Source organism: Chloroflexus islandicus, from assembly GCF_001650695.1.
In the GTDB taxonomy this organism is placed as follows: Bacteria; Chloroflexota; Chloroflexia; order Chloroflexales; family Chloroflexaceae; genus Chloroflexus; species Chloroflexus islandicus.
This window is the reverse complement of sequence record NZ_LWQS01000059.1, coordinates 1-15301: the sequence shown is the minus strand read 5'-3', so window position 1 is coordinate 15301 and position 15301 is coordinate 1. Positions and strand designations below refer to the sequence as shown.

Genomic DNA, 15301 nt, shown 5'->3' with positions numbered 1-15301 from the left:
TGTGCGCGCCCCGCTCTCCGCCTGTCATTGCGAGCCGAGCGCTAGCGAGGCGAAGCAATCCCCCGCGAGCACGGGAGCCATCCCCTCATGCACCTGTTCCACCGAAGGGGGAGATTGCCACGGATGCTGCGCGCCCGCACAATGACAGGAAGTGCATAAGAGGCAGTTCTGGCTCCCTCCCCCAGCGGGGGAGGGGCAAGGGGTGGGGGCATCAGCCCGCGCAGCGGGCTTCGTAAGCGTAGCCCGGCCCTTGAGGGCCGGGCGCCGGACAGATGTTCTGGCCCCGCCCCCCGCACAGCCATGCGCCCCATGCGGTACAATGACACCAGTGACATGAATAACGACGCCATTGAAGGAGGGAGAGTCGCATGGCGCGCAAGCCAAGCCGGCTCGAATTCGCCGTGATCGGCCTTGGCCGCTTTGGGCGCAGCGTCGCGCTAAACTTGCTTGAACGCGGCCACACGGTGTTAGGGATTGATCGCGATCCGAATATTGTCCAGCAATTAGCCGACCGCATGACCCAAGTGGTCGCGCTGGATTCAACCAACGAAGATGCGCTGCGGGCGGTTGACATCTTGTCATTCGACACGGTGGTGGTGGCGATCGGATCGCAATTTGAAGCCAACCTGATGACCACCGTCGCACTCAAGCAACTCGGCGTCAAGCGGGTGGTGTGCAAGGCGCTCAACGAGCGGCAGCAATACATCTTAACCCGCGTCGGCGCCGATATGGTGGTGTTGCCGGAACACGAAGCCGGCGCCCGGCTGGCATGGCAACTCGCCGAACCGCACGTGCTCGAGCACCTCAACCTTGGCCATGGTTTCAGTGTGGCTGAAGTCAAAGTGCCGGCGCCGCTGGTTGGGCAGAGCCTCATGCAAAGCGGCTTGCGCCGGCGCTACGGGATCAACGTACTGGCGGTCAAACACAACGATAAGATGATCGTTACACCGCCGCCAGAGTACGTGTTCAGCCGCGATGACCGGATTCTGATCATCGGCGCTGACGCCAGTATCAGCACCTTCTGCGATCTATCATCATGACGACCCTTGTCAGCGGGAGCAATCTAGCTCGCTTGCGGCGCAAGCCCATCCCACCGCCGATCCGGATTGTGGGTGGATTAGCGCTCTTGGTTGTGATTGGCACCGGTCTGCTCTTGCTGCCGATCAGCAGCACGCGACCATTAACCTTCATGGAGGCGCTGTTCACCGCGACCTCCGCCTTGAGCGTCACCGGTTTGTCGGTGATTACGCCGGTGCAAGACCTCTCATTAGCCGGCCAAATCCTGCTCATGCTCCTGATTCAGATCGGCGGTGTCGGCTTTATGGTCGTCGCCGTGATTATCTTCCGGTTGTTGGGACGGCGGATCAGCTTTACGGATCGCATTGCTCTGAGTGACTCGCTGGGCCTGCTCTCGCCGGCAGCGATTGTTACGCTCACCCGGCGGGTGCTGATTACAGTGATTACCATCGAAGCCATTGGCGCCGCGCTGCTCTACCTTCATTGGCGCACCGACTCGCGGCTGAGTGAGGGGCAAGCGCTCTTCTACGCGATGTTTCACGCTGTCTCGGCATTTTGCAACGCCGGGTTTGATCTCTTTACCGGCTCCCCCGGTTTTGAGAATGGGATTCCCCGTGACAGCGTGACGCTGTTTATTTTGGGCAGTTTAATCTTTCTCGGCGGCTTAGGCATACCGGTCATCGCCGATCTTCTCTCATACCCCTACGAACGCAAGCTATCGCTACACACGCGCATTACGCTCATTGTCGTCATGCTGCTCGTGAGTGGCGGCGCCGTCGGGCTTTGGTTGAGCGAGGGGTTCGATGCCGATGGCGCGTTGCACGGGCAACCGCTTGACCGCCAGATCATCGTCGCCACGTTTCAATCCATCTCGGCCCGCACCGCCGGCTTTTCGGGCATCGCCAACTTTGAGGAATTAACAGCGGGCAGCCAACTGCTGCTCATCGCGTTAATGTTCATCGGCTGTGCGCCGGCCTCGATGGGAGGAGGCATTACCACCGGAACCTTCGCCGTGCTCTCGATTTCGCTCTGGAGTTACGCGCGCAACTTGCCGACCGCCCAGTTTGGCGGGCGCAGTCTCGCTACCGGCATGGTGCGGCGCGCTGCCGCTGTGTTAACCATTTCGCTCTTCGTGGTGCTGTTTGCGTCGTGGCTGATTGTCACCACCCACGACACCACCCTCGATCGCGCCGTCTTTGAAGTGGTGTCAGCGTTTGCGACATGCGGTTTGACGCTCGGCTTCACCAGTGAACTCAATACCTTTGGCCAACTCGTGATTATTGCGGTGATGTTTTGGGGCAGGTTAGGCGCATTGACGATCATCACCGCGATCGCGCGACCCAATGCCGCGCCGCAAGCGGTTGCCTACCCTGAAGAGCAGATTTTGATCGGGTAACGCTGTTATGCGCCATCTCTACCTTCATATTCCATTCTGCCATCGCCGCTGTTCGTACTGCGATTTCAACACCTACGCCAACATGGAGCACCGGATCGCGGCGTATGTTGATGCGCTCTGCGCCGAGCTGGCCATGCTGCGCGAACACATCCCGCCATTGCCGGCCTCGCCCGAAGCGGCGGCGTTGCGGCCGAGCATCTTCTTTGGCGGCGGCACGCCGAGTATGCTCACCCCGGCCCAGATCGAGCGCATCTTGCAGGCAGCGGTGGCAATCGTGCCTATCGAGCAAGCCGAAATCTCGCTCGAAGCCAACCCCGGCACGGTATTGGGCCGCGACTACCTGCGCGATCTGCGCGCGCTTGGCGTCAACCGGCTGAGTATGGGAGTGCAGAGCCTGCACGACCCGACCTTGCGCATGCTCGGTCGCATTCATACCGCCGCCGAAGCGCGGGCCAGCTACGAAGACGCTCGCAGCGTGGGATTTGAGTCGATTAACCTTGATTTCATCTTCGGCTTGCCGGGGCAAGACTTGGCCGAATGGCGCGCCACCTTGCAAGAGGTGATCAGGTGGGACGTCGATCACTTCGCGCTCTACTCGCTGATTCTGGAAGAGAGCACGCCGCTCTACGCACAGGTGACGGCGGGACGCTTGCGCGTGCCCGATGACGATCTGACCGGCGCGATGTACGAGCTGGCGATGGAGCTGCTCGGCCAAGCTGGCTACCGCCACTACGAGATTTCCAACTGGGTGCGCCCGCATCCCGCCGACCGGCCCGGCGCGCCGCCCACACTGGCTTGCCAGCACAATCTGGCCTACTGGCTCAACAGCGATTATCTTGCCGCCGGTGCCGGCGCGCATGGCCACGTCTTCCCGCAGCGGTACGCCAACCTGCGCCCAATCGACAACTACATCGCCGCAGTGCAGGCCGGCCAGCGCCCGATCGCCGAAACCACGCCGCTCACCGGCGCCGATCTGGCCGCCGAAACGATGTTTATGGGGTTGCGGCTCGACATCGGCGTCAGTTTCGCCCATTTCGCCGCCCGCACCGGCCAGCCGTTAACCGCGGTGTACGGCGCCACCCTGACCGAACTCAGCGCGCAGGGGTTGATCACCATCGATCACGAACGGGTGCGGTTGACCGACCGTGGCCGGATGCTGGGCAATCAGGTGTTTGCCCACTTTGTGTAGAAGCGGCGATCGCGGTCATTTGCCGCTTGTGCATACCCGTGTTATAATCGCACACAACGTTTGCGCGCAGCGCCATGGCGCGCCGGCAAACTTCAGATGCTCATCGAGATGGGCTGAGGGACTGGCCCGATGACGCCCGGCAACCCCCGTCAGGGAAGGTGCCAAATCCAGCGGCAATGGACAACATTGGCCGGAAGATGAGAGGAACGACGTGATTATCGGAGCCTCTCGCCGCGCGAGTGGCTCCATCTTATTGCAACGCCTATGGAACTCCGCACTGTCTGGTGGGAAGAGGAATCGGTTCGCCTGATCGACCAGCGCAAGCTGCCGCATACCTTTGAAGTGGTGCATTGCACCGAGTTGGCCCACGTTGCTCACGCGATCCGGAGCATGCAAGTGCGCGGCGCGCCGGCGATCGGTTGCACCGCCGCCTACGGAATGGCGTTGGCCGCCCGCCAGAGCAGCGCTGCCAATCCAGAGACGTTGCTCGCCGATCTCCAGCAGGCGAAGGCAACCCTCGACGCGCAGCGTCCCACCGCCGTGAATCTGGCATGGGCCACCGCGCGCATGGTGCGCCGGGCCGAGGCGGTTGCCGTCGAAGGCGTCAACGCGATCAAGACGGCGCTCTTGGCCGAGGCTGAGGCGATCTATGCCGAGGATTTGGCCATGTGCCACGCCATTGGCGACCACGGCGCGCCGCTGATCCCGCCCCGCGGTCACGTGCTCACCCACTGCAACGCTGGTGGGCTCGCCACCGCCGGCTACGGCACTGCGCTGGCCCCGATCCGCACCGCCTTCGCCCAAGGCCGCCCGATCCACGTCTTTGTTGATGAGACGCGCCCCTTCTTGCAGGGAGCGCGCTTGACCGCGTGGGAGCTGCTTCAAGCCGGGATCCCCCAGACCCTGATTACCGACAATATGGCCGCGTTTATGATGCAGCGCGGCCTCGTTGACTGCATTATCGTCGGCGCTGACCGCATCGCCGCTAACGGCGATGTCGCCAACAAGATCGGCACCTACGGCTTGGCCGTGTTGGCCCGCTATCACAACATCCCCTTCTACGTCGCCGCTCCTTACTCCACCATCGACCTCGCCACTGCTAGCGGCGCCGAGATTCCGATTGAAGAGCGGGATCCGGCTGAGGTGACGCATATTGCCGGGATCGCGATTGCGCCGCACGGTGTCAATGCCGCGCACCCAGCCTTTGACGTGACGCCGCACGAATTGGTGACGGCCATTATTACCGAGCGTGGCGTGGTGCGCCCGCCCTTCCTTGACGCTTTACGTCAACTTGCGAGCAAGCCATGAGCGGCTTTGGCGCGTTTCAACCAGCTTGCCGGCCGCTGCTGCGCGGCGGGTTGCCGCATGCCAACCCGGCAACGGTTGCCCAGTTGATCTGCCAGTATCTGCCGCAAACGCCGGCATGGCCGTTGCCGCCGCCGCGCACGCTAGCCGATACGCCGTTTGCGCTGGCGGCGCAGGGGTTGCCCGGCGTGCAGATCGATGTGGAACGTGACCGGTTGGCGGTTGAGCACGAAACGCTGGAACGCGATGCGGCCCAAGTTGGTCTCGCCTACCTCCGCGGCGATGCCCAGTTTGCCGCGCTGAGCGGCCCGGCAGTCACTGTGCTGGAAGAATTGCTGCGCCGGCTCAATACCGAAGAACGGCAACCGCTGCTGCTCAAATACGAGACGATTGGCCCGGTGAGCCTCAGCTTGGCGCTGACCGATGATCACGACCGGCCACTGGCCTATGAGCCGGAATGGCGCGAGCTCTTGCTCTATTTGTGCAGCCTGCGCGTGGCATGGCAGCACGAACAGGTGCAAGGCTACGCCATTCGCCGGCTAGCAATGATTGATGAGCCGTTCCTCGATGCGCTGTCAACGCCGCTCTGCCCGCTCACATGGGAGGATGGCCTCGATCTGCTCAACCGGTTGCTGGCTGCTCTGCCGAGCCGCCGCGGTCTCTTTCTGAGCGGCGCGGTGCAGTGGGGAGAGGTGTTGCATCTGCCGGTCGATGTGATCGGCTGCCATCTGGCCGACCATCTACAACCGCTGCTAGCCGCTGCGACGCCGCTCGCCGAATTTCTGGCCGATGGCGGATGTGTGGCGTGGGGAGTAGTGCCGGCAGAAGCGCGCCTGCTCGCCAACGCGCAGAGTGCCGAGCTGCGTGATCAGACGTTGCAGGCGATCGATCAGATCGCCGCCACCACCGGCGTTGATGCGGCAGTGGTGCAGCGCCAATCGTTTCTCTCATTTACCGGTAGCTTAGCCTACCTTAATCCGGCCCAAGCTGAACAAGCGTTGCAGCTTTGCGCCGAAACGGCGCAGTTAATCCAACAGGCGGTTGGTTTTACTGACATGTAACATTGGTCTCCCGCTGGTCGCGGGGTATGCAGAGGAGTACGTACCGTGAAGATCGTGGTCACCGGTTCACTTGCCTTCGATTACATCATGGATTTTCCCGGCTATTTCAAAGATTTTATGCTGAGCGACAAAGCGCATATTATTTCGGTCAGTTTTCTGGTCGATTCGATGCGCAAGCTGCGCGGCGGCGTCGCCGGGAATATTGCCTATAATTTGGCGCTGCTCGGCGAACGGCCCCTGATCGTCGGCGCCGCCGGCCACGATTTCGGCGCCTATCGCGAGTGGCTCGAAGAGCAGGGAGTGGACACCAGCGGGATTGCGATCATCGAGCACGAGTTTACCTCCTCTTGCTTTATCAATACCGATCAGGCCAATAATCAGATTGTCGCGTTCTACGCTGGCGCGATGGGGCACGATCACCACAATTCCCTTTTAAATCGCGGCTTGACGGCGGATGATCTGGTGCTGATTTCTCCGACTAACCCCGATGCGATGCGCCGGTTCGCCCTCGAATGCCAGCAGATGGGAGTGCCCTATATCTTCGATCCGGGCAAGCAGACGCCGCGGCTTGACCCTGACCTGCTGGCGGTTGGCTTGCAAGGGGCGCGGGTGTTGATCAGCAACGACTACGAGTTTGGGATGATGGCGAAGTGCCTTGGCATCAGCGAAGACGAGCTGATCGCACGCGCGCCGATTACGGTCGTCACTCGCGGGGTTGATGGCTCGCAGATCTATGTCGATGGCCAATTAGCGGCCCAGATTCCGGTTGCGCCGGTGAGCGAGGTGCGCGACCCGACCGGCGCCGGCGATGCCTATCTAGCTGGGATTGCGTTTGGGCTGGCGCGCGGTCTGCCGCTGGAAGTGACCGGCCGGATCGCGGCGCTCTGCGCGGCCTACGCGATTGAAGAGCGCGGTTGCCAAGAGCATCGCTTTACGTTGAACCAGTTTGCCAGCCGGTACCGCGCTGCGTTTGGTCACGATCTGCCGCTCGACGTCTTCTCGCTGCGGGAGGCGGCATGAAGTGGGGCATTCTCAGCGCTGGCCGGATTGCCCGCCGGTTTGCCGGTGCGCTGGCCGCTTCGCCAACCGAACAGACCGTCGCGATCGCGGCGCGTGACCCTGCCCGCGCCGTGACGTTCGCCGCCGATTTCGGCATTCCGCGCGCCTATAGCGATTACACCGCGCTGTTAGCCGATCCAGATGTTGAGGCGGTGTATATCGCGCTGCCCAATGCCCTGCATGCCGAATGGGCCATTGCGGCTTTGCAGGCCGGCAAGCACGTGCTCTGCGAAAAGCCAATGGCGACGACGTTAGCCGACGGGTTGGCGATGGTGGCTGCGGCCCAAGCCAACCGGCGGCTGCTGATGGAGGCGTTTATGTATCGCTTCCATCCGCAGACGATCACTGTCCAACGCTTGTTGGCCGACGGCGTGATCGGCGAGGTGCAACAGGTTCGCGGCAGCTTCGCCTTCTGGCTCGATGATGCGGCGAATATTCGCCTCGACCCCGCCTTAGGCGGCGGCGCGCTCTACGATATTGGCTGCTACCCGCTGAGCTATGCCCGCATGGTCGTTGGCTCCCGCCCCCAGATCGCGAGCGCGTTTAGCGCCGGTGAACCGATCGATCTAAGCCTCAGCGGCTTGCTGCGCTTTGCCGGCGATCGCTTCGCCACCATCACGTGCAGCTTCCGCAGCGCGTGGAACCAGCGGGTTGAGATTATCGGCGACGCCGGCTGGATCCATCTCGAACGTCCGTTTAACCCGACCCCCGAACAGGCGACAACCATCGCCGTGGCTCGCGGCGGTCGCCACGTTACGGTGGAAACGATCACCATTCCGCCCGCCGATCACTTTCAACTAGAGGCGGAAGGCTTTGCGCGGCTGGCCGCCGTTGGCGAACCTATTCCCGCCATCGGCGCGATGCCGCTCACCGAATCGCTCGATAATCTCGCTGCGATGGAGGCGCTGTTTGCCAGCGCCAACACTGCAACACATTCGGTTATTCTCGAACCAGCGTTAGCGCCGGAGTGGCCGGCAGGCACGCTGGTTGGGCATGAGTAAAGGAGCAACGAAACGGTATGACCGCGAGCTACGACATCAAAGACATTAGCCTTGCCGAGCAGGGCCGTAAGCGGATCGAGTGGGCCGAGAAGGAGATGCCAGTGCTGCGCCTGATCCGCGAGCGGTTTGCCCGCGAGCGGCCATTGGCCGGCCTGCGCATCAGCGCCTGTCTGCACGTCACCACCGAGACCGCTAACCTGATGCGCACGCTGGCCGCCGGCGGCGCCGATGTGGTGCTGGTCGCTTCCAACCCGCTGAGCACCCAAGATGATGTGGCGGCGGCGCTGGTTGCCTACGAAGAGATCCCGGTCTTCGCGATTAAGGGTGAGAGCAACGACGTCTACTACAGCCATATCCGGGCAGCGCTGGATCACAATCCGCAACTGACGATGGACGACGGCGCCGATTTGGTGACTGGCGTGCTGAAGGATCGGCCTGACCTCATCCCGCATATGGTCGGCAGCACCGAAGAGACGACTACCGGTGTTATCCGGCTCAAGGCGATGGCCAAGCAAGGCGTGTTGCCCTTCCCGGTGATCGCGGTCAACGATAGCGACACCAAGCACATGTTTGACAACCGCTACGGCACCGGCCAGAGCACGCTCGACGGCATCATCCGCGCTACCAACATCCTGCTGGCCGGCAAGACCTTCGTCGTCGCCGGCTATGGCTGGTGCTCGCGCGGCATCGCCGAGCGTGCGCGCGGCTTGGGCGCAAATGTGATCGTCACCGAGATCGATCCGGTCAAGGCGCTCGAAGCGGTGATGGACGGCTTCCGGGTCATGCCGATGGAGCAGGCCGCGCCGCAAGCCGACTTTATCGTCACCGCTACCGGCAACAAGCATGTGATCGACAGCAATGCCTTCGCGGTGATGAAAGACGGCTGCGTGATCGCTAACAGCGGCCACTTCAACGTCGAGATCAACATCCCGGCCCTCGAAGCGCTCAGCGTCGAGAAGCGCCAACCCCGCGCCTTCGTTGATCAGTACATTCTGCGCGACGGGCGGGCGATCAATCTGCTCGGCGAAGGCCGCTTGATCAATTTGGCCAGCGCCGAAGGCCACCCCAGCGCGGTGATGGATATGAGCTTCGCTAATCAGGCGTTGGCGAGCGAGTTCTTGTTGCGCAACCAAGGCAAGTTGCCGGTCGGCGTGCATGCTCTGCCCAAAGAACTCGATCGCGAGATCGCAGCGTTGAAGTTGGCGGCAATGGGCATCTCGATCGACACCCTCACCCCCGAACAAGAGGCCTACCTCAATTCGTGGCAAGAGGGCACGTAAATCGTCGCGGACGCGCGGCCCCGTGGGGCCGCGCCTCCCGTCCGATAGCAAACAGGTCGAACCACCACACAGCAAGAGGTTGACTATGGCGAACACCTTCATGAACTCCCCGCGCTTCTACTTCACCAGCGAAAGCGTGAGCGAGGGGCACCCCGACAAGATGTGCGACCAGATCAGCGACGCCATCCTCGACGCCTTCCTCAGCCACGATCCGAAAGCGCGGGTCGCGGTCGAGACCGCCACCACCACCGGGTTGATCGTCGTGTTGGGTGAAGTGACCTACGAGCGCGGCTACATCCCGATCGAAGAGATCGTCCGCCGCACGGTCAAAGAGATCGGCTATACCAGTGGCGAATACGGCTTCGACGCCGATACCTGCGGCGTGATGGTCGCTATCCACGGCCAATCGCCCGACATCGCCATGGGAGTTGACAAGGCGCTCGAAGCCAAGATCGGTGCGATGCAGGATGATGTCGAGGCAGTCGGCGCCGGCGATCAGGGCATGATGTTCGGCTTCGCCTGCGACGAGACGCCTGAGCTGATGCCGGCTAGCATTGCACTCGCGCACCGGCTGATCCGCCGGCTCGAACGGGTGCGCAAAGATGGCACCTTGCCCTACCTGCGCCCCGATGCTAAGTCGCAAGTGACGGTTGAGTACAGCTTCGGCAAGCCGGTGCGGGTCGATACGGTGCTGATCAGCAGCCAGCACGCGCCGGATGTCACCCAAGAGCAGATCCGGGCCGATCTGATCGAGCACGTGATCAAGACTGAGGTGCCGGAAGCGTGGCTCGACACGCAGACCAAGATTTTCATCAACCCGACCGGACGCTTCGTGATCGGCGGCCCGATGGGTGATAGCGGCCTGACCGGACGCAAGATTATCGTTGACACCTACGGCGGCGTGGCCCGCCATGGCGGTGGCGCCTTCAGCGGCAAAGACCCCTCAAAGGTCGATCGCAGCGCCGCCTACGCCTGCCGCTGGGTGGCCAAGAACATCGTCGCCGCCGGCCTTGCCCGCCGCGTCGAGCTGCAAGTGAGCTACGCCATCGGCGTCGCCCGCCCGCTCTCGCTCAGCGTCGAGACCTTTGGCACCGGCGCGGTCGCCGATGAGGTGATTCTCAAGGCGGTCAATGAGGTGTTCGACCTGCGGCCCGGCGCGATCATCCGCGACCTCGATCTGCGCCGTCCGATCTACCGCAAGACGGCAGCCGGCGGGCACTTTGGCCGCACCGACATCGATCTGCCGTGGGAGCGCACCAACCGCGTGGAGGAGTTGCGCCGCGCGGCTGGGTTGTAGTGCTGATAGGAAAAACGAACGCAAAGACGCAAAGGGTTGTTAGTGCGTAAAAGCGTGCTTTTACCCGCTTCCATCCCTTTGCGTCTTTGCGTGCATAAAGGTGTGACATGACCGCTTCATCGCGCTGGCGGCGGATTGCCAGCACAATGTACGACTACGTTTTGCTCACGATTGGCGCGCTGCTGAGCGCCGCTGCCGTGCGCTTCTTTCTAGTGCCGAATCAGGTGGTGAGCGGCGGCATTACTGGCGTGGCCCAGTTGCTGAATACCTTTCTCGGTACGCCGGTCGGCGCGGTGGTGCTGATCCTCAACGTGCCGTTGCTGATTGCCGGCTGGCGCTACCTTGGCGGGGCAGTTTTCGGCGTGCGCACGTTTTACACGGTGGTGGTGATGTCGCTGGCGATCGATGGCCTCGCCCCCTTTGCCCGCCCGATCACCAACGATCCGCTGCTGTACAGTCTCTACGGCGGCCTGATTGACGGGTTGGGGATTGGGTTGGTCTTGCGCGCGCGCGGTACCACCGGCGGGAGCGATATTCTCGCCCGCCTGATCGAGCGGCGCTTCGGTATTCAACCGGGGCGCAGCTTGTTAGGCTTCGACACGATGGTCTTTACCGCGGCCCTGTTTAGCTACGGCCCCGAAAAGATTCTGTACGCGCTGCTGGTGGCGTTCACCTCTAGCCGGGCGATTGACACAGTGCTGGCTGCCGGCAAAGGCGCGCGGCAGGCGCTAATTATCACCTCCTCGCCAGAACCGATCCGGCAAGCCGTGCTCCACCGGCTCGGTCGCGGCCTCACCCAACTCGAAGGCATTGGCGGCTACACCGGTATGACGCGGGCCGTGTTGCTGTGCGTGGTGGCCCGCACTGAAATTGGTGCGCTCAAGAATATCATTAGCACGGTTGACCCCGCCGCCTTCGTGATTGTCGGCGAGGTCGACGAGGTGATTGGCGAGGGGTTTAGTCGATCAACGTGATCATGCGCGGGCCGGCGCTGCGGAACGGGCAGCCCTGCGGGTAGGCGTGGCACGTGCAGCCGGCCCCGCCCCCGCCGCAACCCAGCACCGCCGTATCGCGCAACCGGCCTTTGCGCACCCAAAACGCGATCATCCCCTCAAGCGCGCTCGGTTCGATCTGCAAGCGCTGGCTGAGTTCGGCCAGCGACAACGGTTGTTCAGCTTGTTCGAGGATTTCGAGGATTTGATAGAGCATTGACGCCTCACCCTCATCGCTCACGCAACGAGCAGTTTACATGCCGATCATGCACCCGCCTTGGAACACGATCAACGCCGCCAGCCACGCAATCGCAAACTGGCCCAGCAAACTGGTCAGCATCCAGCGCAGGCCGAACTCGTGCCGGCTGGCAGCCAGCGTCGCCACGCACGGCGTATAGAGCAAGACAAAGACGAGCAAGGCGAGCGCCGCCGCTGTCGCATGGCCATTGCTGCTCGCAGCGAGACCGGCTTGGATCGCCGTCGCCAACTCGTCAGCCACCGGCTCAGCTTCCACCGCGCTGAGGTTGATCCCGATAATCCCCGGCAACGCGCGCAACGCATCGCCAATCGCCGCACCAAAACCGGTGACAATCGCCACCACATCTTCACCCAACGACGGCGGCGCTGCCGGCTCGGCGACCGCATCCTCTCCCACATACACCTGCGTCAGCGTGCCAACCACCACCTCTTTCGCGATCAGGCCGGTCACCAGCGCACCGCTGCTTTCCCAATTGCCAAAACCGAGCGGCGCAAACACTGGCGCCACCGCGTGGGCCAGCGTAGCAAAGGCGCTCTGATCAACCGGCGTCGCAGCAAATTGGCCATCGCCGCGCGCCGGGATTGCCAGCAACAGCCAGACCACAACACTCGTCGCCAAGATCACCGTACCCGCCTTGCGCACAAACGCCGCGGTGCGCTCCCACATCTGCCGCCAGATATGGCGCAGGGTGGGCAAGCGGTACGGCGGCAGTTCGAGCACAAATGGGGTTGGCGGCTGGCGCCCGAACAGCGTACGGCGTGCCAGCGCCCCCACCCCCACTGCCACCACAATGCCGGTGAGGTACAACCCAAAGATCACCTGCCCGGCGTAGGCGGGGAAGAAGATCATCGCAATCAGCACATAGACCGGCAGGCGCGCGCTGCAACTCATAAACGGCACCAGCAGACCGGTCAGAATGCGATCGCGGCGGCTGTCGAGCGTGCGAGTGGCGTAGATCGCCGGCACCGAACAGCCAAAACCGACGATCATGGGCAAAAAGCTCTTGCCGTGGAGGCCAAACAGCCGCATGACCCGATCCATCACGAAGGCGGCGCGGGCCATGTACCCCGAATCTTCCAACAGCGCCAGCGCAAAGTAGAGGCTCAACAGCACCGGCACAAAGGCCAGCACCCCACCCACCCCAGCAATCACGCCATCGATCAGCAGCGACTCGAACCAACCGCCGCCGGCGCCAACCATGCCCAGCAACGCGCTCACCCCACGGCTGAGCGGGCCGCTCACCACGCTATCGAGCCAATCAACAAACGGCGCCGCGACATCGGTGGTTAGTTTGAAGACCACCCACATGACGGCCAGAAATATGGGAATGCCGAACCAGCGATGGGTCACGATGCGGTCGATCCGGTCAGAGAGTGTGGCGGGCGGGGTCGCCGGGCGAGTCACGGCGCGCGTAGCCACCTCGTGGACGAAACGGTAGCGCTGGTCAACCATCACAATATCGAGCTCATCGCCATAGACCGCGCGCAGCCGCTCAAGGCTATCGTTCAGCGCCGCGACCACAGCGCTGCCGCCGTGGGCCTCGATCTCGGCCAGCAGCGCTTCATCGCCTTCCAACACCTGAATCGCCAGCCAGCGCGCCGGGTAGACAGCCAAGGCCGGCGTTTGGGCGAAGAGCGCCGCCAACTGCGCGATCTCGCGCTCGACCGGTGCAGGATAGGAAAAAGGAATCTGCGGCGCAAACCCAGCCATCGTCGTCATACTGCCACCTCACGCGCCAGCTCGTGCTTGGGCAGAGCAGCTAACCGCTCAGCCATCGCCGCTTTCAGCGCCGGCAAACCCTCACCGCGACCAGCCGCTAGCGCCACCACCGGCACCCCCAACCCAGCGGCCAGCGCCGCAGTATGAATGGTGATACCGCGGCTTTTGGCGATGTCGATCATATTCACCGCCACCAACAACGGCACGCCAGTTTCGAGCAATTGGGCCGTCATGTAAAGGTTGCGTTCAAGATTCGCGGCATCAACCACGTTCACCACCAGATCGGGCCGCTCGCGGACGATAAAATCGCGCGCGATCTGCTCTTCGAGCGAACGGGCGGCCAGACTGTAGGCGCCGGGCAGATCGACCACCGTCACCGCCATCCCCTTCAGCGACAAGCGCCCCTCTTTGCGTTCGACCGTCTTGCCCGGCCAGTTGCCGGTGTGCTGATTAAGGCCGGTCAGGGCATTGAAGATCGTGCTCTTGCCCACATTCGGATTCCCAGCCAAAGCCACCAGTACCGCTGCCATCAGCAAGCCCCCTGTTCAACCACCGTCACCAACAACGCATGGGCCAGCGGATACTCCAGCGCCATCCGGGTATCGCCGAGAGCAATCATCAAAGCGCTGCCGCTATCCGCCACCACCGACAGCTCAATACCGGGCACAAACCCCAACTCAGACAAGCGCCGGCTGATGCGCTGGCTGCTTTGAATCCCGACCAACTTCGCGCGAACCCCGTGATTAACAAACCGCAACGGAATCGGATGGCTCGTCTGTTTCATTGCTTCAGCTCCACCTGAATCGAACGCGCATCGGCCTTGCGCAACGATAACCGATAGCCCTTCACCGTCACCTCCAGCGGATCGCCGAGCGGCGCAACGCCGCTCACGATCACCGTCTCGCCGGTAATCAACCCCATATCGAGCAAACGGCGGCGCAGCGCGCGATCGCCCTCAATCCGCACAATCACCGCCGGCTGGCCACGCGCCAGTTGGTCGAGGGTCATCGTGGTCGCGGTTGCCATAACGTTTTGGCGCTCCTTAGCATAAGCTGAAGGAAATTTATGGTATGCCTTAACACTTATACCAGACGTGCCAGTGATCAGAAAAGTGAGAAATCGGCAACTGTGGGGAAAGAAAGTATGACTCTGAGTGCGGCAACCCGCTTTTCGCCTGTCCTTGCGAGCGCAGCGCAGCGGAGCGACGCAATCCCACGAGCACGAGAACGGCACCCTTGCCGCTAAAGGAGGAGATTGCTTCGGTCGGGCGCCACCCAGCGCGGCTGGGTGCCGCCCCTCCCTCGCAATGACAGGAGGGCGCGCCTATCCCGCCTATCATTGCCCGCGCAGCGCAGCCATCCCTCCCGAACATGGCAGCGGCACGCCCCTCTCCCGCGCTAGTGGGAGAGGGGCTGGGGGTGAGGGCCAGCCCGCGCAGCGGGCTTCGTAAGCTTAGCCCGGCCCTTCAGGGCCGGGCGCCGGATCACGCACCCTTTCCGCCGAAGGCGGAGCTTGCTGCGGGGGTAGGCAGCGCGGCGCGCTGCCCCTACACCCCCTCGCAGTGACAGACGCAACCTGTCCTTGCGAGCGCAGCGACGCAATCTCCCGCGCGCACGAAAGAGACACCCTTGCCGCTAAAGGAGGAGATTGCTTCGGTCGGGCGCCACCCAGCGCGGCTGGGTGCCGCCCCTCCCTCGCAATGACAGGAGGGCGCGCCTATCCCGCC

15 protein-coding genes and 1 riboswitch are annotated in these 15301 nt (G+C 62.8%); of the genes, 10 read left to right on the top strand and 5 right to left on the bottom strand.

Annotation, left to right across the window (positions count from 1 at the left end; translation table 11 throughout):
• Nucleotides 1–368 precede the first annotated feature (368 nt).
• The 10 genes from A6A03_RS11435 (at nucleotide 369) to A6A03_RS11390 (ending at nucleotide 11579) form a co-directional block, all read left to right on the top strand.
• Nucleotides 369–1040 (top strand): potassium channel family protein, encoded by a 672-nt coding sequence (locus tag A6A03_RS11435; RefSeq protein ID WP_066788122.1) that lies wholly within the window; start codon nucleotides 369–371, stop codon nucleotides 1038–1040.
• On the top strand, nucleotides 1037–2413 hold the full coding sequence (locus A6A03_RS11430) for a TrkH family potassium uptake protein (protein ID WP_066788120.1): 1377 nt from the start codon (nucleotides 1037–1039) through the stop codon (nucleotides 2411–2413). The genes A6A03_RS11435 and A6A03_RS11430 overlap by 4 nt, the downstream gene beginning before the upstream one ends.
• A gap of 7 nt (nucleotides 2414–2420) precedes the next feature.
• On the top strand, nucleotides 2421–3602 hold the full coding sequence (gene hemW, locus A6A03_RS11425) for a radical SAM family heme chaperone HemW (RefSeq protein WP_066788117.1): 1182 nt from the start codon (nucleotides 2421–2423) through the stop codon (nucleotides 3600–3602).
• 97 nt (nucleotides 3603–3699) lie between these two features.
• A riboswitch (SAM riboswitch) is annotated at nucleotides 3700–3806 on the top strand.
• Between the two features lie 60 nt (nucleotides 3807–3866).
• Nucleotides 3867–4910 (top strand): S-methyl-5-thioribose-1-phosphate isomerase, encoded by a 1044-nt coding sequence (gene mtnA, locus A6A03_RS11420; protein WP_066788114.1) that lies wholly within the window; start codon nucleotides 3867–3869, stop codon nucleotides 4908–4910.
• Nucleotides 4907–5968, top strand: a complete 1062-nt coding sequence (locus A6A03_RS11415; RefSeq protein WP_066788111.1) for a uroporphyrinogen decarboxylase/cobalamine-independent methonine synthase family protein — start codon at nucleotides 4907–4909, stop codon at nucleotides 5966–5968. Before mtnA ends, A6A03_RS11415 begins: the two co-directional genes overlap by 4 nt.
• 45 nt (nucleotides 5969–6013) lie before the next feature.
• Nucleotides 6014–6988, top strand: coding sequence for a carbohydrate kinase family protein (locus tag A6A03_RS11410; RefSeq protein ID WP_066788109.1), 975 nt, complete (start codon nucleotides 6014–6016; stop codon nucleotides 6986–6988).
• A complete protein-coding gene (locus A6A03_RS11405) occupies nucleotides 6985–8028 on the top strand; it encodes a Gfo/Idh/MocA family protein (RefSeq protein ID WP_066788106.1) in 1044 nt (347 codons plus the stop codon). The genes A6A03_RS11410 and A6A03_RS11405 overlap by 4 nt, the downstream gene beginning before the upstream one ends.
• 17 nt (nucleotides 8029–8045) lie before the next feature.
• Nucleotides 8046–9308, top strand: a complete 1263-nt coding sequence (gene ahcY, locus A6A03_RS11400; RefSeq protein ID WP_066788103.1) for an adenosylhomocysteinase — start codon at nucleotides 8046–8048, stop codon at nucleotides 9306–9308.
• Nucleotides 9309–9393: 85 nt separating this feature from the next.
• On the top strand, nucleotides 9394–10605 hold the full coding sequence (gene metK / locus A6A03_RS11395) for a methionine adenosyltransferase (protein ID WP_066788100.1): 1212 nt from the start codon (nucleotides 9394–9396) through the stop codon (nucleotides 10603–10605).
• A gap of 107 nt (nucleotides 10606–10712) precedes the next feature.
• On the top strand, nucleotides 10713–11579 hold the full coding sequence (locus A6A03_RS11390) for a YitT family protein (protein WP_066788097.1): 867 nt from the start codon (nucleotides 10713–10715) through the stop codon (nucleotides 11577–11579).
• Here A6A03_RS11390 and A6A03_RS11385 read toward each other — a convergent pair.
• From A6A03_RS11385 to A6A03_RS11365, 5 genes are read right to left on the bottom strand one after another with little or no spacing between them, the layout of a single operon-like run.
• Nucleotides 11563–11814 carry a FeoC-like transcriptional regulator gene (locus A6A03_RS11385; protein ID WP_066788094.1) on the bottom strand — a complete coding sequence of 84 codons (252 nt, stop codon included), beginning with the start codon at nucleotides 11812–11814 and terminating at the stop codon, nucleotides 11563–11565. The two genes, A6A03_RS11390 and A6A03_RS11385, sit on opposite strands and share 17 nt — an antisense overlap.
• 36 nt (nucleotides 11815–11850) lie before the next feature.
• Nucleotides 11851–13575 carry a ferrous iron transport protein B gene (gene feoB / locus A6A03_RS11380; RefSeq protein WP_066788091.1) on the bottom strand — a complete coding sequence of 575 codons (1725 nt, stop codon included), beginning with the start codon at nucleotides 13573–13575 and terminating at the stop codon, nucleotides 11851–11853.
• On the bottom strand, nucleotides 13572–14105 hold the full coding sequence (locus tag A6A03_RS11375; RefSeq protein WP_066788088.1) for a FeoB small GTPase domain-containing protein: 534 nt from the start codon (nucleotides 14103–14105) through the stop codon (nucleotides 13572–13574). The genes feoB and A6A03_RS11375 overlap by 4 nt, the downstream gene beginning before the upstream one ends.
• Entirely contained in the window at nucleotides 14105–14359 is a 255-nt protein-coding gene (locus A6A03_RS11370; RefSeq protein ID WP_066788086.1) for a FeoA family protein, read from the bottom strand. Before A6A03_RS11370 ends, A6A03_RS11375 begins: the two co-directional genes overlap by 1 nt.
• Nucleotides 14356–14601, bottom strand: a complete 246-nt coding sequence (locus A6A03_RS11365; protein WP_172812307.1) for a FeoA family protein — start codon at nucleotides 14599–14601, stop codon at nucleotides 14356–14358. The genes A6A03_RS11370 and A6A03_RS11365 overlap by 4 nt, the downstream gene beginning before the upstream one ends.
• Nucleotides 14602–15301 lie beyond the last annotated feature (700 nt).